Raw genomic sequence first — 25,354 nt, forward strand, 5'->3', positions numbered from 1 at the left:
CTCGATGAGCGCCTTCTTGAACGCGGCCGTCGCCTCGTTGACGGCCTCGCCGGTCATCGGGCCCGAAACAAACTGGTCAATCAGCTCTTTGGGAATCGACGGCAGTGCCGCCATCCTGGCGGCGATCGCCGCGTTCTTCGCTTTTGTCTTGCTTACTGGCATACATGCTTCCTGTGGTCATGTTATGCCTCGAACACAAAATTCAGGACAGGCTCCGGACTTTCACCTTCATCTCAATCGCTGAGCCATCGAACCCTTAATCGACGCCCACGTCACGTCACATTCAACGCTGCCTTCTTCCCGCGAAAGCCTCACGTGGCTCGGCAGCACAAGCTCGGATTCGATGAGCTCAAAGTCGATGGTCTTTACCAGATGGCAGAAGTATCCAGTTCGGTTCTCGCCCCATCGATACGGCAGCGCAAGCTCGTTGCCATGTTGCAGAAGCAAATCGACCACGGGCTCAAGATGCGCGTAGACCGGACGCACCAATGGGTCAAAAGGGATGCTCATTGCCATCTCGCACCTAGTTTGTTTGGACGGAATGTCAGTCAGCTATTGTCCGATTCCTGTCCTCGGCCTGGTCCGCGCCTTGCGCGCTCATGACGAAAATCGGCCAACGAGGCGCACGCATGCCGCACGAATATTATCCCGATAGAACGCCTCGAGCTCCTGTGCTTCGCGGTCGCACTGCTCGAGCCAGGCTGGCGAGCATTGGCTGCGGAGGTCCTTCGAGGGCAGGTGGTCTGCTTCACTGGCAACACCGACGAACAACATGAAGTCCGGGTCATGGTCCAGCCTTGATACATCGGACCGCAGCGCGGCCAACTGTCTGACGCCTTCCACGAAAGGGACCGTACCGGCAGCAAGTGCTCGTGCGGCATCCACAACCGCCTGACAAGCCTCGCCCAGCTGACCTTCGTCGAGCCTGTTCACGTAGCACCCCTAGATTTTTAGTTTGTAGACATTTCTACGCTGCCCACGAAGGTCCGCAGTTGGCCGTATTCTGCCCGCCAAGCATCCAGCGCCTACAGCGCGAGCGCCCATCCAACTGCCGCCGATAGCGCGACGACCAGTACAGGCGACAGGCGTGCGTAGACCAGCAGGCCGAACGCCGCCAATGCGAGCCCGAAATCGGCGCGTGAGCGAATCGCGCTCGTCCAGACCGGGTCATAGAGCGCCGCAACCAGTACGCCGACCACCGCCGCATTGATACCGGCCATGGCGCGCTGAACCCCATCACGCTGGCGCAATGGCTCCCAGAACGGCAGGGCTCCGAACACGAGCAGGAAGGCTGGCGCGAAGATGGCCAGCAGCAAGGCAAATCCGCCGACCCAACCGCCCAAGGGGTTCGGCATGACGGCGCCGAGGTAGGCCGCGAAAGTAAACAAGGGGCCCGGAACGGCTTGCGCCGCCCCGTAACCAGCGAGAAAGACATCGTTGGAGACCAGGCCGGTTGGCACGACGCCGGCCTGCAGCAGCGGAAGCACGACATGCCCACCGCCAAATACCAAGGCTCCGGCCCGATAGAACATGGTGGCGACCGACAGCGCCGGGGACTGGACCGCGGTTGCCAGGATTGGTAGCAACACCAGCAAGGCACCGAACAGGCCCAGCAGAACAGCGCCGGTCGTCTTGCTGACGCCGTAGTCGCGGTGCTGCGCTGGGGCAAGGTGTCCCAGTTCAAGTCTCCAGCGCCCAATGACGCCGCCGACCACGATGGCCGCAATTTGCCCCGCAGCCGACGGCACAGCGAGGACAAGCAAAGCTGCGGCAATAGCTACACCGGCGCGGAGGCGGTCGGGGCACAGCGACTTCGCCATGCCCCAAACGGCTTGCGCGACAACGGCGACGGCGACCACCTTCAGGCCATGAACAGCACCCGATTGCGAGAGCGCCGCCCACTCGTTCACACCGACCGCGAAGAGGATGAGCGCGACGGCCGAGGGCAGCGTGAAGCCCAGCCAAGCCGCCAATGCGCCGAGCCATCCGGCGCGGCCGAGCCCCAGCGCGATGCCGACCTGACTGCTGGCCGGCCCCGGCAGAAACTGGCACAACGCGACCAGGTCAGAGTAGCTCTTGTCGTCGAGCCACCGGCGGCGTTCTACAAACTCTGCGCGAAAGTAGCCGAGGTGCGCGACCGGTCCGCCGAAAGACGTCAGTCCAAGTTTGAGAAACGCGAGAAGGACCTCGACGACCGTACCTCGCGAGTGGATTGAGCGGGTTCCGTCAGTGACGGCTTCTACTGTTTGCTTGGGGTCGGGTTGCTGAGGATGGTTCATCGAAGTGATTTGCCCGAACACACCGCGTGGGAAGGGGATGGCACAGCGCCGAGCGCGACTCGACGGCAAATGTCGGGTAGTGTGGCCGCATTCTGCCGGAGAGCCGCCCGGTCCAGCGCGCCCGGGCGGCTGACGGCTTCAGGCGTCGGTCTGCTCCGCCAGTTCCAGCGCGTCCTCAACCTCGATGCCGAGGTAGCGCACCGTGCTCTCGAGCTTGCTGTGGCCGAGCAAGAGTTGCACGGCACGCAGATTCTTCGTTCGCCGGTAAATCAAAGAGGCCTTCGTCCTGCGCATGGAGTGCGTACCGTACGTTGCGTTGTCCAGGCCAATTTCCTCGACCCAGCCGTCCACGATGCGGGCGTACTGTCGCGTTCCAATGTGCGGCGACTGCTGGACCCGGCTCGGAAACAAGAAATCTCCGGGCTTCAATTGGGCCGTAGCAATCCAGGCTTCGACGGCCAGGCGCGTCGGGCCTGTCATCTCGAACTGAACCGGTTGCCCGGTCTTCTGCTGCATCACCTTCGCGCGGGCGGCCACGCGCTCGCCATTTGAAACATCGCGGACGCGAAGCTGCACGAGGTCGCACGCCCGGAGCTTGCTGTCGATGCCAAGGTTGAACAGCGCAAGGTCCCGCACACGGCCTTGGAGCTGCAGACGGACTCGGATGGCACAGATTTCCTTGAGCCTGAAGGGGGTCTTCTGCCCAACGAGCTTCCCCTTGTTCCACGGCTCGCGATGACACGTCGAAGTTGCTTCCATGATGAGCTCCTGTAGGGATGGAGCGTCAGTCTGCGCCAATGCCGGTCGCGACGGATGGCGGGCTGCTTCAGCGGGTAGGGGCCCCAAGCGGAAGTACAGCTTGCTCCGAAGCAGACCTTCAGCCCCCCATTTGCCTGCGTCGTCGGCTGCATTCCAACGGAGATTCAGGGCCTCGTAGACCGGCAACTCAGCTAGTTTTCGCGATGTCCACGACGGTCGACTTCGTCCACGGTTCCTCTCAATCACTCCGAGCGGCTGCAAGGTCCATGGGAGAGAAGTCGCGCCAAGGCGAGCGGGCTGTTGTGCCTACATTGCCTCCAGCCCCACCTTCTTCATCATTGCCTCGGTGAAACTCATCTCATGTTTGAAGCCCTGGACGTAGGCGGCCGAGTCCTGAATGTCCACCAACCCGCCTTGCTGCTGAAGCGCGGCTATCACTTTCGGCTGGTTCAGCGCCTGCTGGAAGGCCCTCCGGATCTTCTCCACAACCGCCTCGGGCGTGCCCGCGGGCACTGAGATTCCCCCCCATGAAGAAAGCTCCGCGCCCTTGATGCCCGCCTCGGCCAACGTGGGCACACCCGGCAACGTGGGGTTGCGCTTGGACCCTGCCACGGCCAGCGCACGCAGCTGGTCGGCCTTGATGAGCGGATAGGCCACGCTGAAGATGGGTGCGCCGAACGTCACCTGATCGCCGATCACCGCGTTGACCAGTTCCGATGCGCCCTTGTAGGGTACATGCGTGGCCTGCGCGCCGGCCGACGTGAGCAGCATCTCCACGCCTAAGTGCGACGGCGTTCCGACGCCGCCTGATGCATAGTTCATCTGCCCATTCCTAGCCCTGGCCTGGGCGACCAACTCGTGCACGGTGCGGATGTTCGACTTGCTGTCCACGACGACGACGATGTCGGAACTGGTCAGTCGCATGATGTGGCGGAAGTCCTTCAACGCATCGTAGCCAGGGCTCTTGTACATGAGCATATTCGCCGCCATGGGCGCAGCGGAGTAGATCCACGTGTAGCCGTCGGCTGGCGCCTTCGCGACCACTCGCGCCCCGATGTTGCCCGCCGCACCCGCGCGATTGTCGATGACCACTGGCTGACCGAGGATGGGCGCGACCGCCTCGGCCAGGATGCGCGTGGTGATGTCCGGCCCCGTACCGGCCAGGTAGGGAACCACCCACTTGATCGGGCGGTTTGGATAAGGTGCCTGCTGTGCCATCGCGAGGTGAGGCGATGCAAAGGCCAACAGCGCGGCAACGAAGGTGCCATGGCGCAGGAAGGTTCGGCGACCGATGTCTGTCATTTTCTTGTCTCCGGAAATCTAGTTGTAGGCAAAAGGAAAAACTGTGCAGCCGGCAGTGGCACCTGCAAAGGCCCTCGGCTAGCGGGCCGGCAACTCGCCAAGCAGTTCCTTGGCGATGGTGTTCTTCTGGATCTCACTGGTGCCGGTGAGCACGCGGTACATGCGCAGCATTCGAAACAGGAATTCCACGCGGCGTCCCTGGACGATGCCTTCGCCACCGTGCACCTGCACCGCCTTGTCGGCGACCCGGAACGCGGTCTCCGAGCAGAACAGCTTGGCCATCGACGCTTCGGCGCGGGCCTCGGCGCCGAGGTCGATCTGACGCGCAGTGTGGATCATCAGTGCGCGGGCCGCGGCCAACTCGGTGGCAGCCTCGGCCAGCATGTGCTGGATGGCCTGGAACTGTCCGATGGCGCGACCGAACTGCTTGCGCTGCGTGGCGTAGTCGCGCGCATCGCGCAGCGCCACCGTGGCCAGGCCCACCATGGCCGGGCAGTGCAACAGGCGGTTGACCGTGATGCGGCCCAGCGCCAGGGCCAAGCCGCGGCCCGGCTCGCCGATGAGATTGCCGACCGGTACGCGAGCCCCTTCGAGCACGATGTCGCCGGTGCTGCTCTGGCCCGCCATGGTCTTGTAGCCTGCCTCCACACGAACTCCGGGCGAACTCAGGTCGACGAAGAATGCCGTCACCTCGCGCTCGCGCGACGGATCGGCGGCGGTGGATGCCATCAACACCGCATAGTCGGCGAAGGGCGAGCCCGATATGAATCGCTTGCGGCCGGTGATGACGAAGTGATCGCCGTCGCGCACCGCATGCGTCTGGACCGCGCCGGCGTCGGAGCCGGCCTCTGCCTCGGTCAACGCGAAGCAGATCGCCTTCTCGGCCTGCGCCACCGGGATGATGAAGTCGCGCATTTGCTCGGGCGTGGCTTGGCGCGCCAGCGCGCCCACCCGCGGCGGGCCGCTCAGTTCGCCAAACACGTGCGGCGCAAAGGGCGAGCCGGTGGCGTAGATGGCTTCCTTGATCAGCACGTGGTCGAGTACCGTCAGGCCGAGGCCGCCCATCCTGGCGGGCAGCGTCATGCCATAGAAGCCCAGCTCGCGCGAGCGGCGCCACACGTGCTGCAGCAGTTCCCGTGGCGCGCCGTGCTCCTGGTCCACCTGGTGTTCGCTCGCCAGTTGGGCCAGTTCGCCGTGCAGGTAGTGCTGCACGCGCTCGATGATCCCGGCGGCGCGCTCGGAGCCTTCGAAGGGGCCGGCGAACAGGGGCGCGGGCACTCGGGTGCTGGAGGTCGTGGTCGTTGCGTCCATGTCAGTTCACCATCCGTTCCTGTCCAGCCCAGTAGGGTCCCTGCACTGCCTTGCGCATCACCTTGCCGTTCGGGTTCTTGGGCAGCTGGTCGACGAACTCGATATGGCGTGGGCGCTTGAATCCGGCCAGGCGCTCGCCGCAGAAAGCGTCGAGCAGGCCCGAGTCCGCCGCCAGGCCGGACTTGAGCACAACATGGGCGGCCACCGCCTCGCCCCACTTGTCGTCGGGGATGGCGAACACGCAGGCTTCTTTCACTGCCTCGTGCTGATACAGCACCGCTTCGACCTCGGACGGATACACATTGAAGCCGCCGCTGATCACCATGTCCTTCTTGCGATCGACGATGTAGACGAAACCTTCCTCGTCCATGCGCGCCAGATCACCGGTGTGGTAGCAGCCGTTCTTCAAGACCTCGGCGGTGAGGTCTGGCGCACGCCAGTAACCGGCAAAGATGTCTTCGCCGCCCACCACGATCTCGCCGATCTCGCCGGTGGCCACAGGCTGGTCGTTGTCGTCGAGGATCTGCACGTCGCATTCGAGCAAGGGCCTGCCGCACGATGCCAGGCGCTCGGGACGTGCCGCGCGGGCGTACAGGTGATCGGCCACGCTGAGTGCGCACACCCCGGAGGTCGTTTCGCCCGCGCCATAGCCCTGCGACAGCACCGGCCCGAACACGTCCATGGCCCGCAAGATGCGCGCGGGCGCCATCGGCGCGGCGCCATAGCCCAGGCGCACCAGGTCGGGCAGCGGACGGTATTGCCCTTCGAGCTCGCCCAGCAGCATATTGATCATGGTCGGCACCATGAAGGTGTGCGTGACGCGGTCGGCGCGCATGTCCGTGATGAAGCGGCCGGGCTCGAAGCTGTCGAACAAGCGGATCGTCACGCCGCAGCACAGGGCCGGCACCAACTGCATGCCGGAAGCGTGCGTGATCGGGCCGACAAGCCCCAGCACGTCGCCTTCGTTCATCCCCTCGGAGCGCAGCAGGAACTTGCGCAGTTGCGCGAGTCGATTGCCGAAAGTCTGCATCGCCGCTTTCAGCACTCCGGAGGAGCCCGAGGTGTAGTGCAGCACTGCGACCTCGTCGGCCGTAACCGCCACCGGCGTGAAGGCGTCGCTGGCGCGCTCGAGCGCGTCTTCGTACGAGCTGGCCTGGCCTCCGCCGCCCACCTGTTCATCCACCAGCAGCAGCAGCGGCATTGCGCCTTGGATGTGCGGTCTGAAGGACTCGACCCGGGCGGCCGTGGTGACGATGATGGCAGCCTCGCTGTTGGCCGCGATCTCGCCCACTTCCGTCGGCGAAAGGCGGGCGTTGAAGGGCGCCTTGACGAGGCCAGCCTTGTAGCAGGCCAGCTCCAGTTCCACGATCTCGGGCCGGTTGGGCAGATAGATGCCCACGCGATCGCCGCGCGACAGGCCCAGACCAAGCAGCGCATTGGCAAGACGGTTGGAGCGACGCTCCAGCTCGGCAAAGCTGATGCTGCGCGTCTGGGTCTTGATGGCAATTCGGCTCGCATGGGCGCGCGCGCTTCGCGACACGAGTGCTCCGACGTTGGCAACGGGTCGCTGTGCCGCGGCACAAAGGGGGGTCGAGGTGTTAATGGCTGTCTCCTGGAACATGCCCGCTGGCGCTGTGCCGCAGGGTTGATTCGACTGTCCCAGAAGGCGGGGTATCAGGGAAATACCGTTTGTTGATCCAGAGAGATCAACGGAAATGATGGCCCTTCAGTTTCTGTCCAGCCAGTCGGCTTCCCAGATGCCCGATTMGATCATCCGCTTCATCTGCCCTACCAGCGCATCCATGACGACTTGGGTCGCTGCATCCGCCGCCTTGCCCGCCGGTGTGGCCAGCGAATAGGTGCGATGGAGGACCGGCTTGGTAACGCGCGCAACGACCCAGTCAGAGCGCGGTGCCGGCTGATCGTTCAGTGCGCATGCCGGTGTGAAGGTGAAGCCAGCGCCGCTCAGGTACAGAGATCGAATCACGCGCGTGGAATCCTGTTCATGCGCGATGTTGAGTTGCAAGCCAAGCTCAGCCGCAGCATCCTCCACGCGTCGGCGGATGGCGAAGCGACGCGACTGCAGGACCAGCGCTTGGGCGACTGCATCGGAAAAATCGATCTCCGGGCGCTGGATGCCGTCACTGTTCCTCGAGGACGTTCTCTTTGCGCGTGTGGGCCTCGCTGCTTTCGCCGCAGCCGGTTTGCGAAGCATGCGACGCACTCGGCCATCCACATCGTGGCCGCAGAAGTACATGGCTTCCCGCACGAGCTGCATGCATTGCAGACCTTCAACCTGCGGAGCATCGACCAGCACGCCCACATCCGCGCGCCGGTCCAGCATGGCCTTCTTCACTCCGAGGCTCAAATCGTCAAGGACAAAGACGCGGATGCGGGGGTGCGAGATCTTCAGCGTCCCAAGCACCGGCCCCATGAGCAGCGACGCCAACAGAAAGGGCAGCGCCACGGTGACGGAGCCTTCCGGCCCTTGCGGCAGCCGCTGTATGCGCTCGCGCACCGCGTCGGCGTCACTCAGGAGACGACGCGCGTCTTCATAGAGTTGTACGCCGGCCTGCGTGGGCGTCACGCCCGCGTGCGAACGCTCGAAGAGCTGCGCACCCAATTCCGCCTCCAGCTTTTTGATCTGCGCGGTCAGAGCGGGCTGCGCTATGTAGAGGCTGCCAGCGGCGCGCGAAAGGCTGCCCGCTTCCAGAACGGCAATGAAGTAGCGGAGCGTGCGAAGGTCCACGGCGTGGTCAGGAGATCCTGGTAGCGGTTGATTCGACTGTTCGCGACCGCGGTCTCCGGAAGGCGGTCCGCCAAGCCCTGGATTGAGCATAGTCGCTTTTGCCACCATGCCTCTTGCGCTTCCGCATTGCCGCCTGCCACCCCACGATTCTGGGATGGCAACGAACCTGTAGGCGAGGCCTCGGCGCTAGGCTGCTTCGAATATTGACTCCGGTTGAAGCGTCGCGCCGGGGAGTATCCGGTCCAGCAGGTCAAGCGGCGGCGACAAGGAATTGTTCAGGTTCAGGATAGCGCGCATCTGAGCTTCGGTCGTGCCGTGGGGTCGTCACGGTATCCAAGCCGCGCTGCAACGACCTTGCCGGTTCGGGCAAAACTGGACGGCCACGACGAAGGTCTGCTGTTGGCCGCATTCTGCCTGTCAGATGATAGGCTGCGTACGCTCGCCCAGTTCGCGGTTTTCCGAGGAGCGCGGGGCGTCGGCATTGAGGACAAGTCAATGAGTTTGGACAGCCGCATCATCGTTTCGCTCGACTTCCCTACCGCCGCATCGGCGGCAGACCTCGTGAAGCAGCTGGGTGCAGCTGCTACGTTCTACAAGGTAGGCCTGCAGCTGCTGACGGCCGCAGGACCTTCGGTCGTCCGCGAGCTCGTAGACGCAGGGAAGAGCGTTTTCTTGGACCTCAAGCTGCTGGAAATCCCAAGCTCGGTGGCGGGCGCGGTAACCGCAGCCGGACATCTGGGTGCTTCGATGGTGACTGTGCACGCCTCAGGCGGTTCCGCCGTGCTTCGCTCGGCAGTTCAGGCCGCGAGTCAGTTCCCTCAACTGAAGATTCTTGCGCTCACCGTCATCACCAGCATGAGTGACCGGGATTTGGAAGAAGTAGGCGTCGCCTCGACGGTTTCAGAGCAGGTCGCACGACTGGGCCGCCTTGCAACCGCAGCCGGTTGCCATGGCGTCGTATCGTCGCCATTGGAAGCGGGGCTGCTTCGCGAGGCTATGCCGCCGGGTGCGCTTATCGTGACCCCAGGCACGCAGCTGTCAAGCGATGCCCAAAGCGACCACGCGCGAGCTGCGACTCCCGCGCAGGCAATCGAGGCCGGCGCGACGCACGTGGTCATTGGTCGCCCTATATCGCGTGCCTCGAATCCCGCTGCCGTGTTCGCCGCAGTGCGTGCTGAACTGGCGGCGGCCATCCAGCAACGCTGAAGCACCTAGTCCCACCTGGTTTGGACCACAACGCGCCCGAATCGAGGACGCCCGCCGACTGTCAGCTTTTGGCCGATTGTTGTCCGACGCGTGGTCAGTGCGCACACGCTCCTGAAACCCGCGATTGCCCGTCTGCGGCCGGGTTGGTCGAGCCGGTCTGAATCGGGAAGACCGTCAGAATCGACGAGGCGAGTAAGGTGCCGGGTCGATGTAGGGCAATTCGCCAGTCATCAGCTCCGCAAGGAGCCGCCCACTTGCGGGGCCCAGCGTGAAGCCTTGATGCGCGTGGCCGAAGTTGAACCACAGTCCGCGATGCCGGGGCGCCTCCCCGATGACGGGCTTCATGTCGACCGTGCAGGGCCGCGCGCCGAGCCAAGGGTTCATTTCGACGGGCCAGCCGAGATCCAGGAGTTGCCGGACGGACCTTTCCGCGTGGAACAGCTGCACGGGTGTGGCGGGCGCGTCGCGCCTTGCAAACTCCGCTCCGGTCGAGATGCGCGTGCCGCGCTTCATCGGCGCGAGCATCACGCCAAGTTCAAGGTCCAGCATCGGCATGGCAAGCGTTGTGCCCTCCGCATAGTGCCGGTGGTAGCCGCGCTTGATGAACAGCGGAAGACGGTAGCCCAGCGCACGGGTGGCCTCGTCGGACCAGGGCCCGAGTGCGATCACCACATGCTCGGCTTCGAGCCCGCCATCCGCCGTTCGCACCGCCCAGCCGCCGCGTTGCTCGTGCAGGGAGCGGGCTTCGCCGATGGCGAAGCTGCCGCCGAGTTGCTCGAACAAAGCGGCATAGCGCTCCACCAGCTCTCCCGGCTCGCAGACTGACCACGGGTCTTTCCAGTGGATCGCGCCGGCCATCTGCCCGCGCAGCGCAGGTTGCGTTCGCGCGAGCGCGGCGGCGTCGAGCACCTCGCATGAAAGGCCGTTGTGCTCCGCCAGCTCCCGCGCCTGTGCTCCTGCTGCATCCAGCAAGGACGGCGTCCGATAGGCCTGCAACCAGCCCTTCTTGCTGACGAGATCCTGCGCGCCGGCGAGGCGCATCCATGCATCGTGCTCGGACAGGCAGTGTTCGATGAGCCTGCCGTACGCCTGCGCGATCGGTCGGTATGTGTCCGGCGCCGAGTTGCTCCAGTAGCGGGCAAGCCATGGTGCGAGCCCCAACATCGCCGACAGATGGTAGTGCACATCGTTACCGCGCCCGAGCGCAACCTTGACGAGTGAGCGCCAGTCGCGCGGGAAGGCATAGGGCAGCAGCGCTTCGCGCTGGATGATGCCGGCATTCCCATACGAGGTTTCCCGGCAGGCGCTGCGGCGGTCCATCAAGGTGACTTGGTGGCCGCGCTGCCGCAACGCGAGGGCAGTGCTCACGCCCACCATACCGGCGCCTAGGACCAGGATTTCAGAGCTCATGAGTGTTCAGTGACTCGCCGATCGCGAGCAGTTACTACTTCAGTGCTGCGATGACGCTGATCTCGATCCGCGACGGAGCCAGCAGCCCGGTACACACTGTCGCCCTCACCGGGAGGGGCTCGGAGAAATGAGCCACATAGGCCGCGTTGAAGGCAGCGAAGTCCTCCTTGTGCGTCAGGAATGCAGTGGCGGACACCACGTCCGACAGCCCCAATCCCACGGTCGACAAGGTCGCGGCGATCCGCTCCAGCGTCAATCTGGTTTGCGCCTCGATTCCTTCGGGGATGCTGCCGTCAGCGGCCACCGGCACCTCTCCGGACAGGAACACGAGGTCGGCGGCGGTGCGGAATTTGGAGAATGGAAGGGCAGATGTAGTGCTCATGTGGCCATTTTCCGGGCTCGTTGGAGTGCCGTGGATGCAATATTCAGAAGCTACCGTTGCCAAAAAGGAAACCGATTGATCAATCCGGAGCCTGCAAGGCTTCGACGAGGTATTCGGTAAACGCTTTCACCGCATCCGGCAGATTGCGCCCAGCCATCGTTTGGACTTCGAGATGGCGTTCGTTCATCTCGCGGTCTCGCAGGGGGACTGCAACGATCGCTCCACGCTGGAGGCGGGTCCGGATCGAGGCCTCGCCGTAGAACGCAATGGCGTCGCAAGCCGCGACGTAACTCACTAGCGCATCGAACTGGTTGCTCTCCAGCGCGGCGGTGTATTGCAGGCCCTGGCGGCTGCAGCTGATCTCGAGCAACTGCCGCAACGAGGTGTCCTTGGGCGGAAGCGCGAGCGGATAGCCGACCACCTGCCTCAGCGAAACCTGACGCTGCCCAGCCAGCGGATGGCCGGGCGACATGACCGCGAGCACCGGGCTCGGGTGGCGCAGCTCGACGCGGATCCGCGCCTCGGGCACGCCGCTGAGCGTGATGCCGATGTCGGCCTCGCCGTCGCGGATCCTACGCGGGATGTCGCCCCTGGGGCACACCTCGAGGTGGAACTTGAAGCCCGGATAGCGAAGATGAAACCGCGCGATCAGCGTCGGGAGGAATTCGGACGCGAACCCGACCACGCTGACGAGGCGCACGCTGCCCGCCCGTAGACCGCGCAAGGAGCTGATCTCGCCGGTGACCCGCTCGATGTCCTGCTGCACTCGCTGCGCATGCGCCGCCAAGAGTTCGCCGGCGGCATTGGGCACCATCCCACGCGCTCGCCGCTCGAAAAGCAAGGTGTCCAGATCGGCTTCGAGGCGGGCAATCTGGCGGCTCACCGCCGAGGGCGCAACATTCAGTTTGAGCGCGGCCTCTTTCACCGAGCCGGTTCGCGCGACTTCGAGAAAGTAGCGCACAGCCGTTTCCTGCAACACCCTGCCCTGCATCCTGCCTCCTTGTTGTCGAATGCCGATTCGGCAACGAAAGATTCTAATGATTGCGCTTGTTATTGAGCCGGCATGAACGAACTTGAATCAGGCGGCATAGCGAACCGGGTCACCTTCGCCGACGCGCAGCTCGCTCGCGCACGGCGCGATCGCCGGCTGGTGGGGGCGTGGTTCGCGCCCGCGTGCTTGACCAGAGCATCTCAAGCGTCGCCTTGGCTTGCTCGAGGGCGTCAATCTGCTGAAGAGTTTTGAGTTCACCCGTACCTTGCGCGTGCGCGAAAAGAATGGGCATTGAGATGGAGGAGCGAATGAATGCCGGAGCTCGGCAATTGGTCGCCGAACTGTGTCCAGCACCCGCACCGTTGGCCACGGTTGCAGGCGGCGGCCTCGGCAAATCTGGGACCGACCATGCCTCTTGATCGCTGTGCAACGTTGAACTCGGCGGAGGGAAGCCTAGGCCCGAGGAGATTTCTTGTTGAGAATCAAAGGCTTACGGGCTGCGCGTTCAAAGTTAAACATTAAATTTGATGAAATTTCCGCTTAACTTTGAACGAACTCACGAACTGAGCTCCTCCAAGGTTGTCACGCTTGCTAACCCAGGAAAATCAACAGCTTACGAGCGCCGTTTTCAAGGTTGCACCGCCCACTTTTTCAAAGTTGTTGGTCGGGTCGCCAGCTGACATCCAACGACCGCTTTCGAGCACCTGTACCGTCCGCTGAAAGCCCGGTTCGGGCCCGTTGCCGTCATTCGAACGTTCACTCGATCACTTCGTCCGCGCTCAGCAGCACCATTTGCGGGATCTTGAGCCCGAGCGCCTTGGCGGCCTTCAGGTTGACGACCAGTTCGAGCTTGCTCACCTGTTCGAACGCGATCTCGCCCGGCTTCGTGCCCTTGAGGATCTTGTCGACCAGTGCGGCCGCGCGGTGGAACATCGCCGCGAAGTCGCCCTGGTACGAGACCACGCCCCAGGTTTCCAGGAAATCCTTGTGGCCCCAGACGGACGGCAGCCGGTATTTCAGGCACAGCTCGCCCAGCCTGGCGCGGTGGACGAAGAACGTGGGATYTGTGAGGATCGCGACGGCATCGACCCCGTCCCTGGCCATCGCTGCGAAGGCGGCGTCGAAGTCGTCCGGGCCGCGCGCTTCCAAGATCAGCACCGGCACCGCGAGCGTGCGTTCGTAGCTTGCAATGTCGTTCTCAATGCCGGTTCGCGTCGCGTTGTACGGATTGAAAAGCACCGCAAACTTGCGCGCCGACGGCACGATGTCTTTCAGCAACTGAAATCGCTTGGCGAGGATGCCCTTGAACGAGCCAGATATCCCGGTGATGTTGCCGCCGGGGCGGGCGATGCTGAGCGCAAGCCCGATTTGCACCGGGTCATCTGTCGCCACGGCCACTACCGGCAGCGTGCTGCTGGCTTGCTTGGCCAGCATTGGCGCGTGATTGCCGGTGGTGACGAGCACCTCGAGTTTGAGCCGCAGCAACTCGGCCAGCAACTCGGGCAGCCGCTCTTGCTTGCCATCGGCCCAGCGGAACTCGATCGTGAGGTTCTGCCCCTCGACATAGCCGAGTTCGCGCATGCCGCGTCGGAACGGTTCGACCATACCGTGCGTCGTGCTGGGACCAAGGCCAGCGCCGCTGAGAAAGCCGATCTTGACCTTGCGCGCCACGGGCTGCGCCAGCGTGGCCCACGGCGCCGCCACGAGCGCAACTGCGGTGCCGATGAGGGTTCGCCGCACATCTTTGGAACGAGCCGTCATCCAATGAAGCGTTCGCATGGCATACCCCCTTTCAGTTCCAGCCGCGCCGGTCGGACTGCGCGCCGCCTCAGTGAATCACGGGCAGGTCCGCGCAGCGACTCCGTGGGCTAGGCTACATCCGTTTGGTGCGCGCGGCGATAGATAGAGACGGCGCGCGCAGGCAGTCGGACGCCGAACGAGCGCTCAGACAGTCGCCGCGGCTGCAAGCCACTCACGCACAGTTTTCATGGTCCCTCGAATGACCGGTCCTGGCCCGGGAACGGCTGTTTGCTCATTTTGGCCGGCCGGGCGGTCAGTGCGCGCTTCATCATCGGTGGCTTGTTTGACTGCTGGGTTCGACGCGCTCGCCGCCCTTCCCTGCCCTACTTCGCCACGCTCGTGCCCGACGAAACCGAGCTCGGAGGCCGCTGTGACCGTCTTCCAATTGAATCAACAACTTACGCGCGCCGCCGTCAAAGTTAGACCGTAATCTTGATGGAATTTCCGTCAAACTTTGAACGAACTCACGAACTGAGTTCCTCCAAGGTTGTCGCACTTGGTAACCGAGGAAAATCAACAGCTTGCGAGCGCCACTTTCATAGTTGCGCCGCCCGCTTTTTCAAAGTTGTTGGCCAGGTCGGGAACACCGTTGTCAAAAGACCGCTTCCGGGCACTTTCGGCGTCCGCTGTAGGCCCGCAATGGGCCCACTTCGGACTTTCGAGCTGCCCGAAAGCCGATATTCGCCGGAGGAAGAGCAGCCGCTCAACGTGGTGTTTCAGTGTGGGCTTTCACCAGCCGGTGGTTCCGCAACCAGCTTGGCGCCGACATCCTTCAGCAGGCGCTTGAATTCGGGCGAATCCATGATGAGCGTTGCCGCTGCGGCGCGCAGGCGATCGACCGCCTCGGCGGGAAGCACGAACGACGTGGGCAGTTGATTCAGGTACTCGAATTCAGCCTTGTCCTTCAGCGCCGAGAACGATACGTCGATGGCATAAATCTCGGCGTTCGGGAGGCTCAATGCCGCGGCAACCGCAGGATCCTTGTTGGCCGCCATTGCCGCCGAGTTGCGGAGCAGGCGCGCCGTCTGCCACTGCTTGGCCGTGTCCTTCAGAAGCTCGACCGCTTCGAAGGAGAAGGCGTCGATCGGGGTGCCCGCCGATTTGAGCAGAATGTCCACGGTGCCTGGAGGACTCTCCGACTCGTCCCAGTTGGTCGGCGGCGAAGAGAGTGAGTTGACGATGAAAACAACGATCCTGCGGGTACTGTCGAGTGGCGTTGGCATACCTGCTTCGTGCAATGCTTGGACAACCTCCAGCCCATCGAGCACGGCACGCATGCCCACATTGTCCGAAACGCCGCCGTCGACGAGATGAAGGTACGGGCGATGGACGCCGTCGCCGAAAGCTTCCTCGGCCTTGAGCGAGCGGATGGCTCGTGCGGCGGGTCTCGGTGGATTGTCGGATCCGACGAACGGCTTTACCCAGGCCGGCTGGACCCGGATGCAAGTGCCGCCATAGTTGTTGATCGTGACTGGCGAGAGCACAACCGGTACGGCCGACGAGGCCGCAGCGGCGCGGGACAGCGGCACCGCGTTGAGGTCCGAGCAGATGACGTCGAAAAGGCGCTGCGTGAAGATGAAGCGGGAGCCGGTCGAAATATCCGTCGCTGACGCCAAGATGGTCGGGCCGTCGCCGCGGTTGAGATCGCCAAACGTAGCGCCGTTGAACAGGATTTCGTCGTACAACTGGGCCGCCAATTCGGAACGGCCCCAGCCGGTCGACCATAGATCGCCCCAGTACTTCGGGCTGAACACGCGGGCGGTGATCTCGCCCTGTACATCGCGTTTCAGGAAGCGCTGCTCGTAGTCCGCGAACAGCTTGTCACCATACAGGCCATAGGCGAGCGCGGTGAAACTGCCGCCGGACACGCCGGTAATGATGCTGACTGAGTCGAGCAAGCGGACTTTGTTGCCCTTCGGTCCGACGACCTCGGTCTTGCGAAGGAACTCCAAAACCCCGTAGGAAAAGGCGGCAGCACGCGTGCCGCCGCCCGAGAAGGCGAGGATGGTCAGGTTGTCCTTGTCCTTGTCTTTGGCTATGCCTGAGCGCGTCTCGAAGCTATACCCCGTTGTCGGGTCAGCCTGGGTGATGGGTGGATTGATCGGGCGCGAGGCGCAGCCGACCAGCATGGCAAGGAGCGCGGCAGCGAGGAGACGGAATCTGTGTGTGGGATTCATGATTTCTTTCGTTCCGCCGTCCACTAAGTTGGCATGCTCATTTCACCACGCCTTGATTTCCAGTCCCGCTCGACCGCGCTGGCTTGACAACACGACCATGCTTGCGGCAGGTCGTCAATCACTGGACAGCATGTCGCGGGCAATCGAATCTTGACGCAGATCATCGCGCCAGGCCACGCTTTCGATCTCTGCCGCAGGCCACATGGGTGATGAAAACCGTGGGCAAATGGTCACGGTCAAGTGCTCCTGTTTGCGCCTTGTGGATCCCTGGAGTGACCGCTTTCCAGCGAACTGGGAGGCAGCCATGATGGACCGCTCCTGGCCGTGTGCCGTCATGCGAACGGAACGACCGTGGCGTGGGCTAGGCCATGGCGTTCGAGGGCGGCGAGAGCCTTCTCGGAAGCGACCAGCGTCAGCCTCGAAAGAGCAAAATCATCCTTCGCCGGCTCGCCCTCAATCTTGAGCCACAAGAAGGTCGGCAGCCTGATGTCCGGATGAAGTTCGTCAAACTCGGGCGACGTTGAAACCTCGACCTCGTCGAAGCTCACTCCGCTGAGCGCCTGGTCGCGAATCGTCGCTGCAAGTTCCTCAGTGACCAGGAAGCATGGGGTGCTTTCAAGCAGCGCGTCTCCCATCCAGCCCTCGAAGACATAGTGCAGCCTCGTGACTTCAAACGGGACGGTCGAACGATTGATGTTGGTGTGTTCGCCGAGTCCGCCGGCAACTTCAGGCTCAACAGCGAAATACTTTTGCAAATTGACCTCTTCGAGCACGTTGTCCGAGGCCGTCTCAACGCCCGGAAACAGCCGACTGTAGCCAGCTCGCGAGCCGTTGGGAGGCAGGGTTGGAGGAAAACTGGGAGGCCGTGACGAACTTCCGCTTCTATGAGGACTTGTTTGTCAAGCGGTGTCGGTCAACATATCGATGGATGGTATTTCATGATGGCCTCTGCACTGCGTTGAGTCTACGGACAGGGCTTGGCTCGGGAGATGCATCCGGGCCCAAGGTCGGGGCGTGACGAGCGTTCGAGCCACTGCTCGGACGAGCTTCTATCCGTGCACGGTGTGGATGCCGTGCACCTCATGCAGCATGCGCTAAGCGCAATGGCAAACCCCAGTTACCGACACGCCCAATCTGTTTGGACGGTCACTGTGCAGTGACCCGCGGACGTTACGGGCGCGTCGACCTTTGACCATCAATGTGCTCCTTGCCTAACCGTGTGGGGGTTGGAATCGCTCGCGTTGCTTCACGCGCCGGCCGGCTTGAGCATCGCACCGGCCGGAATTTCCCCATGTTCGAGATACCGCCACAACGCGATGGCCAGGCGCCGTGCCAGCGCCACGATGCCCACGCGTCGCATGCGCTTGCCACTGCCGGCGAAGCGCCGGTTGAACCACTGCGTCAACGCGCTGTCGGGCTGCAGGCGCAGCCATCCCCAGGCGAGCTCTACCAGTAACGCCCGGGCTCGCTTGTTGCCCGCCTTGCTGATGCCTTGCTCTATCTTGCTGCCGCCGCTGTCGTAGGGCGTGGGCACCAGACCCAGGCAGCCAGCCAGTTCGCGCCGGTTGGCGAAGCGCCGCCAGCCGAAGAGCTCCTTGTCCAGCACCCAGGCTGTCTTGAGACCGATGGCGCGCAGCTGAGTCAGGTGCACCACCACCGGCTGCTTGCCAGTTTCGACCTCCAGACGCCGTTCAGCTTCCAACGCCTTCACCTGCTGCTTGACCAGCGACAGCCGTGCGCTCTGGCGTTCGATTTCGGCACGCAACACGGGCGGCACCTCCTCGCGATGACGCGCCCACCAGCTTGCCCAATCACGCCCGCCGATGACGACGTTCGGGCGCAGGTTGTGCAGCACGARCAGCGAGCCAATGCGGTTCATGTGTGCGGTGCGCTCCGTGGTCAGCCGGGCGAGCTCGCGATGCGTGCGGCGCGCATCTTCGTCCTCGGGTGTCGGTTCGCGCAGCACCGACCAGACGCGTTCGCCACCGTGGTGGCGCAGCAGCATCGCCAGCAGCTTGTCGCCGTCGAGGCGGTCGGTCTTGGCCCGCCTGGCACGTCGGTTCACCTCGATGCTGGCGGCGTCGACCACGATGTTGTCGACGCCTTGCTGAACCAACCAGCGGTGCAGCCACCAGCCATCGCGCCCGGCCTCGTAGCAGGAATGCGCCTTGCACTGCGGTTTGAGCTTGCAGCGGTCCGCCGCCTTGCGGATGCAATCGACGACCGCTGTCGTGTCGCCCGCGTCCACGTTGTAGTGGCTCGGCCCGCGGCAGCCGTTGCTGACCGTCACCTTCCACTTCTTGTCGCCCAACTCGAAGCTGATGTACAGCTCGTCGGCCTTCGCCGTATTCTTGCCCGGTAGGACTGTCTGGGTCGTCATTTCCGTCTCCTTGCCTAGAGGTTGGAAATCCCGTTCTAGCTAAACGGGGATGACTCGGGTAGTCCTACATAGCATCTGTTGGCCGCATCCTGCCGTAGCGCTCTCTGTCCGCTCATTCCCTGACGGTCGCCCTGAACGCCTCGTAGGTCTTCCACCCAGGGTCTGGTTCAGAACGCAGTTCGAGCGGGAGGCCAGGCATCGACTCCCGCGCTCGACGCAAGCGAGCGGCGAAGTCTTGGTCCGATTGCACGTAGTAGACCCACCGTCTCAGATTGTTGCCCGTCGAAACCAGCGCTAGCGTCGCCGAGCGGCCTCCGCCAGCCGCCTCCAAAGCGTCCTCCATCGCGTCCATACGCTGCCGTTCAGCAGTGGCCGGCATGCCGCGTGCTCCCTCATATTTCCAGGCGATGACGAATTTGTCGGGTTGGGCCGCCTTGTCAAAGCCAGGCGGCAGTTCTTTGAGGAAGCGATACACGATGACGCGGTCGCTCTCGGGGTTCCTCGCGGTCGCCGTCGCCCACGTCTGGGCGGCGGAAGCCGCTGCCATGGCGAGAGCCGCAGCCCCAACAAATAGGCTAAGTTTCATGAATTGGGAGGAGCAACGGTATGTCTGGTCTTGCGTTTGGCGGCGGTCATCCTAGACTGTACCGAGGTCGTCGATAAGGCTCTGAAAATCAGACCAATCATCGTCTCTATAGAACGTTATCTCAATCGGATACTTGGGGTGTTTTTTAAGCCGGTCGTTCAGTTCGGTCATAAATTCAGCTTGATTGGCTATGTAGAACACAAACTCTCTCAGCCCGTCACCAATGCGGCGATATGCCTCGAAACAAAAGCCAGGCCTTTCAATTTCCCCGAGTACATCTTCAAGCGCCATCATTCCTTCATTTGAGGCAGTATCTGGCATTCCACTATTTATAGACCCGTCGTACGGCCAACTAAGAACCGTAAGCCAGGGTGAATGGAGACTTTCCTCTTCTGGAGGCATTTCTGGAACGAATGTCCAGAAAATTCGGAGACCATCTTTTTTGGTTTCGACTATTATTCCAGAGGGAGATGAATTGGTCATTACGGTTCGGCGGGTCGTTCGAATTGCAGCTGGCTGAGGGGTTCGGTCGATGTTGAATGTCGGCTGGGCCGAATTCTGACCTAGCCGACGGAAAAGTTACGTCTGCACCAACTCCCACTCAGGGGGCCTACATCTAGCCATGCTTCGAATTGGGTCCAGAGATTCCGCCAAGCCTTCCTGCGCCTGCCCTTGAACGATATATACAGCAAGTGGATCGGTCCACCCGCGGATCATCAAGACAGCGCGGTCGTTTGTCCCAAAGATGCGGGCAGGCTCTCCCAGCGCCTGTTCGCTGATATAGAGCTGATCCCTTCCGGCGAGGCCCGACAACCGAGCGGCGAGATTGGGCACGTTGCCTACGAGATCGAACCTGCCGCGCTCGACGTCTCCCCGCTCGAGATACGCAACGCCCGCATGAATTCCAGAGTGCAATGCCACCGAGGGCACTCCTAGCTCACCCGGGCAAATCACCATCTCGCGCGCGGCGGCGTGAAGCTCGAGCGCGCAAACGGCGGCGCGAAGACCATCGTCCGGGAGGGACTCGGGGAAACCGAAAAACGCGAGGACCCCATCCCCTTGCAGTCGGGCGATGTGCCCCCCGTTCCTTGCCACAATGCCGCGACAGAGGCCACGCAGATCGCGGAGCATCTCAACGTACTGATCTGACTCCATGCCTCCGCCCAGGCGAACCGATTCCGCCAAGTCGGAGAAGAGGATGGTCAGATGCCGGTATCCGCCTCCTGATTTGCCGTCTTTCCGGGCCTTGCGGTGACACGCGTGGTTCGCGAATCCGTGCATGGATCCGTACTCGGCTGCCGCCTGTGCGCTTTCAGGTGCCCGCGCTTTCAAGGAATGGAGGAGGAATGGCTGCCGCGGGATGCCAGACAGTGGGTGCGTTGTCGGGGTGAAGAGGGGTTCCATGTCAGCCTCCAGCCGCGCTTCGCTCGAACTGATCTGCTAGGTTTGCCTCCGTTGCGCCACGGCGAACGGATCGGGCGGCCAGGGAGGTCGGCACCGGACCATCTGGATATTGGATGCGGCGCGACACAAAGTGGGATAGTCTCGACTTTTTCACGTGAGCCTCCTGCTTGATTGGGCATCTAGAGCTTCCGGCCGAGACCCGGAAAAGTCCTGGAGAGCTCCTGAAAAATTACCGAAAAAATTCCGATCTGGGCACGTGTGGCGCTGTGATCCCGCCTTTCGATAGGAGGCTGTCGTGGACCTCGCATTCGGCAAGAGACAGATTGATGCAAAGAAGCTTGCGCTCTCTGGATTTGTCCTTGATTTGGAGCGAGGGGAGCTGCTGACAGCGGACGGGCGCGTCGCCGAGCTGCGCAATCAGTCGCTGCAGATCCTGATGGTCCTTGGTTCGCGCGCGAATCAAGTGGTCGGCAAGGACGAGTTGATGTCCCGCGTCTGGCCACAGGTGGTGGTCGGCGAGGATTCGCTGGTCCAGGCAATAGCCGACATTCGAAGGACGTTGGACGATCGTGAGCATCGTCTCGTGCGTACCTTGGCGCGGCGCGGATACATGTTGGTCCCCGACGCCCCCGTCGTCAGCTATCCCGAGCCGGCGGGTTCCAGCGTCGGTTTTTCCGCCGCGCCGGCCGCGGAGGCGAAGACCGATTCAGCACCTCCAGTCGGAATTGGCGGCGCCATGCGTGGCCACTGGCCCGCCGCGACCGCGGTTTCGGTCCTCCTTGTTGCGCTGATCGGCGGAATTGCAGTGACCCCGTCCCCGACGCGCCCTGATTCGGAATCGAGGCGCAGCACTGAGACTTCGCCAGTTACCTCGCCGGTTACCTCGCCGGTTACCTCGATGGTGCTCTTGCCCCTGGAGAATCTTGGAGGCCCTGCGGACGACAACTGGTTTGCCTTCGGACTGACTGCCGAGCTCACGATGGCCTTGGGACGCTTGGATGGCACGCTCGTGATCGGGCGGGAAACGGCGAGAAAGTATTACGGCAAGGCCGTCGATCCGCGCGAAGTCGCCCGCGAACTCGGTGTCCGGTATGTTTTGCGCGGTGCAACACGTCGCGACGGCGATCAGGTTCGCTTGAGCATGGAGCTGGTCGAGGGTGAAACGGGCGTGATGCGGTGGACCCAGGATTTCGACATTGAGCGAGCAGATCTGGGAGGCTCGTTGGACGACGTGGCATTTCGTGTTGGCAGAGCGCTCCTTCTCCAGTTTGGGCAGTTAAGCGGCGAGCGCGTCGCGCGCTTGAAACCTGACCAGGTGGCTGCGGACGATCTGGCGATGCAGGGGTTTGGTATTGCGCTGCGCTACATAGGCGAGGAAAACTATGCCCAGGCCAGGAGCCTTTTCGAGCAGGCCGTTGCCAAGGATCCGAACTCGGTTCATGCGCTTGCCGGCGTTAGTCTTGTAAATAGCGCCGGGGTTTCCCTTGGCTACTTCCAGGACAAAGCTGCCGCCATGCGCCGAGCCGAAGAGGCCATGGACCGGCTTGAGCAGATCGATCCCAATCAGCATCTTGCATTGTTAGCCAAGGCCAGCTTGATGAGTTCGAAGGGGGATTGGCCTGGGCTGCTAGTCGTATCGGAGACTCTGGTGAAGCGCCAGCCCAATGATCCGACGGCCCACCAACATCGATGTGTCGCTCTTCAGAGGATTGGGCGATTCGAGGAGAGCGCTGGTCACTGTCTAACGGCGATACGAATCAGCCCCCTCGACGCACGCGTGGCGATTTGGTGGGGCCAAGTCGGGTTGGATCAGTTCATGCTCGGGCGGTACACGGCCGCGGCCGAAAGCGCCCAGCGCTCGGTGAGTGCGAACGCCAAGCTGCCCCTATACGAGACGCTGCTGGCAGCGTCACTTGTGCGGAACGGACAAATGTCAGACGCCAAACGTMTTGTGCAAGGCCAACTGGCGCGCAATCCGAAGCTTGATGGATCCGGCATCATCGCGCTCATGCGAGACGGGAGCCCGGCCTTCGTCGAGGGCCGCGATCGATTGATCGCCAGCGCGCGAGAGGCTGGTTTTCCTTGAGCGTGTCGGACCCAGAGCGGCAAGGAGCGCGTGGTGTGACTGCAATTGCTTCGATGAAGCGCGTACTACAAGGCGGGTGGGGTCGTCGCGGAACGCTCTCGCGTTGTCTGTTCTTCGTCGCGAAGGTGCTTGCGCAGCACAGTACGCACCTGAGCATCGCTTCCCATGCCGAACGGTCAGCTTCGCGAGTGCATTCTGTGCTACTGCACCTAGGCGGTGTTGCAGCTGGGCAGTGGTGCTCCGCACGGCCCAGTGAATGGCCGAGGGCGGCCGGCCAAAGGTTACGGCTGGAATCTACCAAGTTGATGGCCGGTGACCACGTGTACTGCCCTGACGTAGGTCGATTCCTTGTTGCCGTGACGTACTCAGGGTTGGCGCTGAGGTCCGCCACGCGGCTGACCAGGTCATCATTTTTCCCGAAGGGGCAGTCCACCTGAATTCGAACCGTCTGCCCGAGCGTTTCCGGGTATTTCCCTGTTAGCTGCCCATCAATAGATGCATCCACGGCGCTGAACACCCGGTCCTGAATCGCTCAATCGGGCACGCCTCTCATCAACTCGGTGGGGCTTACGACGACAATCGTCACGCTTCGCATGTTTTCTAGCTGAATTGAGGGTTCACGTTGGACGACCGCTTTGGCCGATGGCTGTCGTAGCTCGGCGCGTCAGCGCAACGAGATGCTGTAGCAAAGCCGGTCGGTTCGTTTCGCAATTCGTTCGTAAAACGCGATGGCTCGTGCATTTGATTCGCGGACACGCCAATGGACCGCAGGGGAGCCACGTTCTCGCGCGATAGCGRCCACCTTGTTGACCAAGAGTTCGGACAATCCGAGCCCACGAGCGTGGGGAGCGACATATAAGTCTTGCAAATAGCACGGTTCGGCGACGTCCCAGGTGGATGGTTCGAAGTAGAAGTGTGCGAAGCCCAACGGTTGGTCCGACAAAGCCACGACCCCTTGAAGAGCTGACGTCGGGGATGTAAGCCGCTCGAACGTTGTCTTATGCAGCGGCAGGTTTGGGTCGGTGATGTAAGGCTGGACATAGTCGAACCAGAGAGGGAACCACTCTGGAAAAGTCAGGTCGGGAATTTGGACTATTGAAGGTGCCACGTTGGCTTGCCCGACTGAGGGTTTTGAGAGCATTTCTTACAACGTCCGCTGCTCGCCCGCCTGTAGCCTGTCGGCAAGGTCGCCGACCTTGGGGTGTTCGCGAACTGGGCGTCATCGGCGAAGGTCTGGTGTTGGCCGGGAGCGTGATTCCGAAGCCGCTCCAGGGAAGCTGCCCTTCGGTGATCGCTGGGCAATCCGCACGCCCTTCGCAACGCGAGCACGAAGTCCTCACGGTGATTCCTATCGACAACTGCCCGCGGCTACGTTGGGCCGGCCAGGGAGTCGGCCCGAGCATCCCTTCGGCACACGAGCAGGATCTCGTCGACCTCGTCTGTTGCGATCATTCCATGGCCGAGCTGCAGCTCCTTCTGGAATCGCAATCCGAACGGCATGAACACCCGTTTGTACGCGCACATGGCCAGCTCACGATGATGCGAGAGCCACCACATGCCGATGTCGACTAAGCGCGACGAGCGCGGCTTCATCCCGAACACCGCGCTGCGCTCCACAACGAGGTGGTGCTGCGCCAGCTTTGCGAGCAGGCACGGCGGCTCGTAGCGCCGCTTGTGGCCTACGAAATCATCGAACGAGGTCCAAAGCGAGGGGTGCAGTGGCGTCGAGATCAGGATAGCCGCACCTGACTTCGCAACCCGCGATAGCTCTGACAGTGCGCCGTCCCCGTCGTCGACATGCTCGATGATATCGAGTGTCTCAGGCCGGGCCCAACCTCGAGCCGTCGTCCGGACTCGGGTAGCAGGGATCGCACGAGCGGCCAAGTATTGAACCGTTGAGGCTCGACGAGGCGAGCACCGGACCAGAGCAAGTCGTAGAAGCGGCGATTCTGGTCGAGAAGCTCGCTCGCGCTGCGCGTCTGCGAAGGCSTTGGCTGCATCGTTCCGCCAGTGTAGCAGTGGCCAAATSACGGCTCCACCCAACCCGGCAGCTYCGCTTCATCCCCCGATGGCGCTGCGCCTGCTCCAGCACGCCGGCATTGAAGTCGCTGGGGTTCATGAAGGGAACCAGCACCGTGATGTGGGCAGGGACGCCAAGGTTCGATGTCGCATCGAGGCGCTCACGCAGCGCTCCCACCAGGGATTCGGCGCCGGGGACCTTCACGATAAAGGCGGATATGGCCACGGTCGTCATCGTACGGGCACTTCGTTTGCACAGCCGCTTCTGGCCGACAGTTCCAGTTCGTAGTTCGGGCTCGAAGGTCGGCTCACGCTGCGTACTCGACCTTGCTTGTGAGAAATCGAGGGCCTGCAGGGCCGGGCTGTCTCAGTTGAAGGAAATGTGCGTGGTCTGATGGCGAGGGTCCTCTCGCATTCGCGCGAACCATCCGAGGACCTCAAAGAAGATCCCCGAGGCACTGCCTCGGGGAAAATCCACCAAGTTAGGGTGGAGGAGACAATCGGCGCACCAGA

Annotated in this window: 22 protein-coding genes; 2 read left to right on the plus strand and 20 right to left on the minus strand. The window is 62.7% G+C overall.

The features are described 5' to 3' along the window. Positions 1–228: 228 nt before the first annotated feature. The 8 genes from AC1D2E_RS27635 to AC1D2E_RS27670 form a co-directional block, all read right to left on the minus strand. A complete protein-coding gene (locus AC1D2E_RS27635; RefSeq protein WP_478200356.1) occupies positions 229–510 on the minus strand; it encodes a hypothetical protein in 282 nt (93 codons plus the stop codon). A gap of 87 nt (positions 511–597) precedes the next feature. After that, entirely contained in the window at positions 598–933 is a 336-nt protein-coding gene (locus AC1D2E_RS27640) for a hypothetical protein (protein WP_478200357.1), read from the minus strand. Positions 934–1,025: 92 nt separating this feature from the next. Further along, on the minus strand, positions 1,026–2,279 hold the full coding sequence (gene chrA / locus AC1D2E_RS27645) for a chromate efflux transporter (RefSeq protein ID WP_478200358.1): 1,254 nt from the start codon (positions 2,277–2,279) through the stop codon (positions 1,026–1,028). A gap of 138 nt (positions 2,280–2,417) precedes the next feature. Next, positions 2,418–3,038, minus strand: coding sequence for a tyrosine-type recombinase/integrase (locus tag AC1D2E_RS27650; RefSeq protein ID WP_478200359.1), 621 nt, complete (start codon positions 3,036–3,038; stop codon positions 2,418–2,420). 306 nt (positions 3,039–3,344) lie between these two features. Continuing rightward, positions 3,345–4,340: a Bug family tripartite tricarboxylate transporter substrate binding protein gene (locus tag AC1D2E_RS27655; protein ID WP_478200360.1), complete on the minus strand. Its 996-nt coding sequence runs from the start codon at positions 4,338–4,340 to the stop codon at positions 3,345–3,347. A 78-nt stretch (positions 4,341–4,418) separates the two neighbouring features. Beyond that, positions 4,419–5,651 carry an acyl-CoA dehydrogenase family protein gene (locus AC1D2E_RS27660; RefSeq protein WP_478200361.1) on the minus strand — a complete coding sequence of 411 codons (1,233 nt, stop codon included), beginning with the start codon at positions 5,649–5,651 and terminating at the stop codon, positions 4,419–4,421. Between the two features lies 1 nt (position 5,652). After that, entirely contained in the window at positions 5,653–7,272 is a 1,620-nt protein-coding gene (locus AC1D2E_RS27665; protein WP_478200362.1) for an AMP-binding protein, read from the minus strand. A gap of 105 nt (positions 7,273–7,377) precedes the next feature. Continuing rightward, positions 7,378–8,400, minus strand: a complete 1,023-nt coding sequence (locus tag AC1D2E_RS27670) for a LysR family transcriptional regulator (protein ID WP_478200363.1) — start codon at positions 8,398–8,400, stop codon at positions 7,378–7,380. Positions 8,401–8,613: 213 nt separating this feature from the next. Here AC1D2E_RS27670 and pyrF point away from each other — a divergent pair, with 213 nt between their 5' ends. Then, positions 8,614–9,606, plus strand: a complete 993-nt coding sequence (gene pyrF, locus AC1D2E_RS27675; RefSeq protein WP_478200364.1) for an orotidine-5'-phosphate decarboxylase — start codon at positions 8,614–8,616, stop codon at positions 9,604–9,606. 174 nt (positions 9,607–9,780) lie between these two features. Here pyrF and AC1D2E_RS27680 read toward each other — a convergent pair whose 3' ends face one another. The 10 genes from AC1D2E_RS27680 to AC1D2E_RS27725 all read right to left on the minus strand — a co-directional run bounded on the left by AC1D2E_RS27680 (position 9,781) and on the right by AC1D2E_RS27725 (position 20,736). Next, the gene (locus AC1D2E_RS27680; RefSeq protein ID WP_478200365.1) at positions 9,781–11,016 is read right to left on the minus strand and encodes an NAD(P)/FAD-dependent oxidoreductase; all 1,236 of its coding nucleotides are present in this window, start codon (positions 11,014–11,016) and stop codon (positions 9,781–9,783) included. Between the two features lie 34 nt (positions 11,017–11,050). Next, the gene (locus AC1D2E_RS27685) at positions 11,051–11,398 is read right to left on the minus strand and encodes a RidA family protein (RefSeq protein WP_478119639.1); all 348 of its coding nucleotides are present in this window, start codon (positions 11,396–11,398) and stop codon (positions 11,051–11,053) included. 79 nt (positions 11,399–11,477) lie between these two features. Beyond that, positions 11,478–12,389 carry a LysR family transcriptional regulator gene (locus AC1D2E_RS27690; protein WP_478200366.1) on the minus strand — a complete coding sequence of 304 codons (912 nt, stop codon included), beginning with the start codon at positions 12,387–12,389 and terminating at the stop codon, positions 11,478–11,480. Positions 12,390–13,145: 756 nt separating this feature from the next. Next, positions 13,146–14,060, minus strand: a complete 915-nt coding sequence (locus AC1D2E_RS27695; RefSeq protein WP_478200367.1) for an ABC transporter substrate-binding protein — start codon at positions 14,058–14,060, stop codon at positions 13,146–13,148. Positions 14,061–14,905: 845 nt separating this feature from the next. Then, positions 14,906–16,366, minus strand: coding sequence for a patatin-like phospholipase family protein (locus AC1D2E_RS27700; RefSeq protein WP_478200368.1), 1,461 nt, complete (start codon positions 16,364–16,366; stop codon positions 14,906–14,908). A 332-nt stretch (positions 16,367–16,698) separates the two neighbouring features. Continuing rightward, the gene (locus tag AC1D2E_RS27705) at positions 16,699–17,139 is read right to left on the minus strand and encodes a hypothetical protein (protein ID WP_478200369.1); all 441 of its coding nucleotides are present in this window, start codon (positions 17,137–17,139) and stop codon (positions 16,699–16,701) included. 473 nt (positions 17,140–17,612) lie between these two features. Continuing rightward, positions 17,613–18,746, minus strand: a complete 1,134-nt coding sequence (locus AC1D2E_RS27710; protein ID WP_478200370.1) for an IS110 family RNA-guided transposase — start codon at positions 18,744–18,746, stop codon at positions 17,613–17,615. A gap of 112 nt (positions 18,747–18,858) precedes the next feature. After that, positions 18,859–19,293 carry a DUF695 domain-containing protein gene (locus tag AC1D2E_RS27715; RefSeq protein ID WP_478200371.1) on the minus strand — a complete coding sequence of 145 codons (435 nt, stop codon included), beginning with the start codon at positions 19,291–19,293 and terminating at the stop codon, positions 18,859–18,861. A 90-nt stretch (positions 19,294–19,383) separates the two neighbouring features. Further along, positions 19,384–19,815, minus strand: a complete 432-nt coding sequence (locus tag AC1D2E_RS27720) for a DUF695 domain-containing protein (RefSeq protein ID WP_478200372.1) — start codon at positions 19,813–19,815, stop codon at positions 19,384–19,386. Positions 19,816–19,911: 96 nt separating this feature from the next. After that, on the minus strand, positions 19,912–20,736 hold the full coding sequence (locus tag AC1D2E_RS27725) for an adenylate/guanylate cyclase domain-containing protein (RefSeq protein WP_478200373.1): 825 nt from the start codon (positions 20,734–20,736) through the stop codon (positions 19,912–19,914). Between the two features lie 295 nt (positions 20,737–21,031). Here AC1D2E_RS27725 and AC1D2E_RS27730 point away from each other — a divergent pair, with 295 nt between their 5' ends. Then, positions 21,032–22,822 carry a winged helix-turn-helix domain-containing protein gene (locus AC1D2E_RS27730; RefSeq protein ID WP_478200374.1) on the plus strand — a complete coding sequence of 597 codons (1,791 nt, stop codon included), beginning with the start codon at positions 21,032–21,034 and terminating at the stop codon, positions 22,820–22,822. Between the two features lie 664 nt (positions 22,823–23,486). Here the strand turns inward: AC1D2E_RS27730 and AC1D2E_RS27735 are convergent. Beyond that, the gene (locus tag AC1D2E_RS27735) at positions 23,487–23,963 is read right to left on the minus strand and encodes a GNAT family N-acetyltransferase (RefSeq protein ID WP_478200375.1); all 477 of its coding nucleotides are present in this window, start codon (positions 23,961–23,963) and stop codon (positions 23,487–23,489) included. A gap of 227 nt (positions 23,964–24,190) precedes the next feature. Further along, positions 24,191–24,706 (minus strand): hypothetical protein, encoded by a 516-nt coding sequence (locus tag AC1D2E_RS27740; RefSeq protein WP_478200376.1) that lies wholly within the window; start codon positions 24,704–24,706, stop codon positions 24,191–24,193. Positions 24,707–25,354: the final 648 nt, after the last annotated feature.

Source organism: Variovorax sp. P1_H2, assembly GCF_056405295.1.

Excerpts from the sequence above, each read along its gene's own strand:
- chrA (WP_478200358.1), bottom strand. The coding sequence starts at position 2,279 with ATGAACCATCCTCAGCAACCCGACCCCAAGCAAACAGTAGAAGCCGTC.
- AC1D2E_RS27720 (WP_478200372.1), bottom strand. The coding sequence starts at position 19,815 with ATGACCAATTCATCTCCCTCTGGAATAATAGTCGAAACCAAAAAAGAT.
- AC1D2E_RS27685 (WP_478119639.1), bottom strand. The coding sequence starts at position 11,398 with ATGAGCACTACATCTGCCCTTCCATTCTCCAAATTCCGCACCGCCGCC.
- AC1D2E_RS27660 (WP_478200361.1), bottom strand. The coding sequence starts at position 5,651 with ATGGACGCAACGACCACGACCTCCAGCACCCGAGTGCCCGCGCCCCTG.
- AC1D2E_RS27650 (WP_478200359.1), bottom strand. The coding sequence starts at position 3,038 with ATGGAAGCAACTTCGACGTGTCATCGCGAGCCGTGGAACAAGGGGAAG.
- AC1D2E_RS27680 (WP_478200365.1), bottom strand. The coding sequence starts at position 11,016 with ATGAGCTCTGAAATCCTGGTCCTAGGCGCCGGTATGGTGGGCGTGAGC.
- AC1D2E_RS27690 (WP_478200366.1), bottom strand. The coding sequence starts at position 12,389 with ATGCAGGGCAGGGTGTTGCAGGAAACGGCTGTGCGCTACTTTCTCGAA.
- AC1D2E_RS27715 (WP_478200371.1), bottom strand. The coding sequence starts at position 19,293 with ATGGCAGCGGCTTCCGCCGCCCAGACGTGGGCGACGGCGACCGCGAGG.
- AC1D2E_RS27725 (WP_478200373.1), bottom strand. The coding sequence starts at position 20,736 with ATGGAACCCCTCTTCACCCCGACAACGCACCCACTGTCTGGCATCCCG.
- AC1D2E_RS27635 (WP_478200356.1), bottom strand. The coding sequence starts at position 510 with ATGAGCATCCCTTTTGACCCATTGGTGCGTCCGGTCTACGCGCATCTT.
- AC1D2E_RS27665 (WP_478200362.1), bottom strand. The coding sequence starts at position 7,272 with ATGTTCCAGGAGACAGCCATTAACACCTCGACCCCCCTTTGTGCCGCG.
- AC1D2E_RS27700 (WP_478200368.1), bottom strand. The coding sequence starts at position 16,366 with ATGAATCCCACACACAGATTCCGTCTCCTCGCTGCCGCGCTCCTTGCC.
- AC1D2E_RS27655 (WP_478200360.1), bottom strand. The coding sequence starts at position 4,340 with ATGACAGACATCGGTCGCCGAACCTTCCTGCGCCATGGCACCTTCGTT.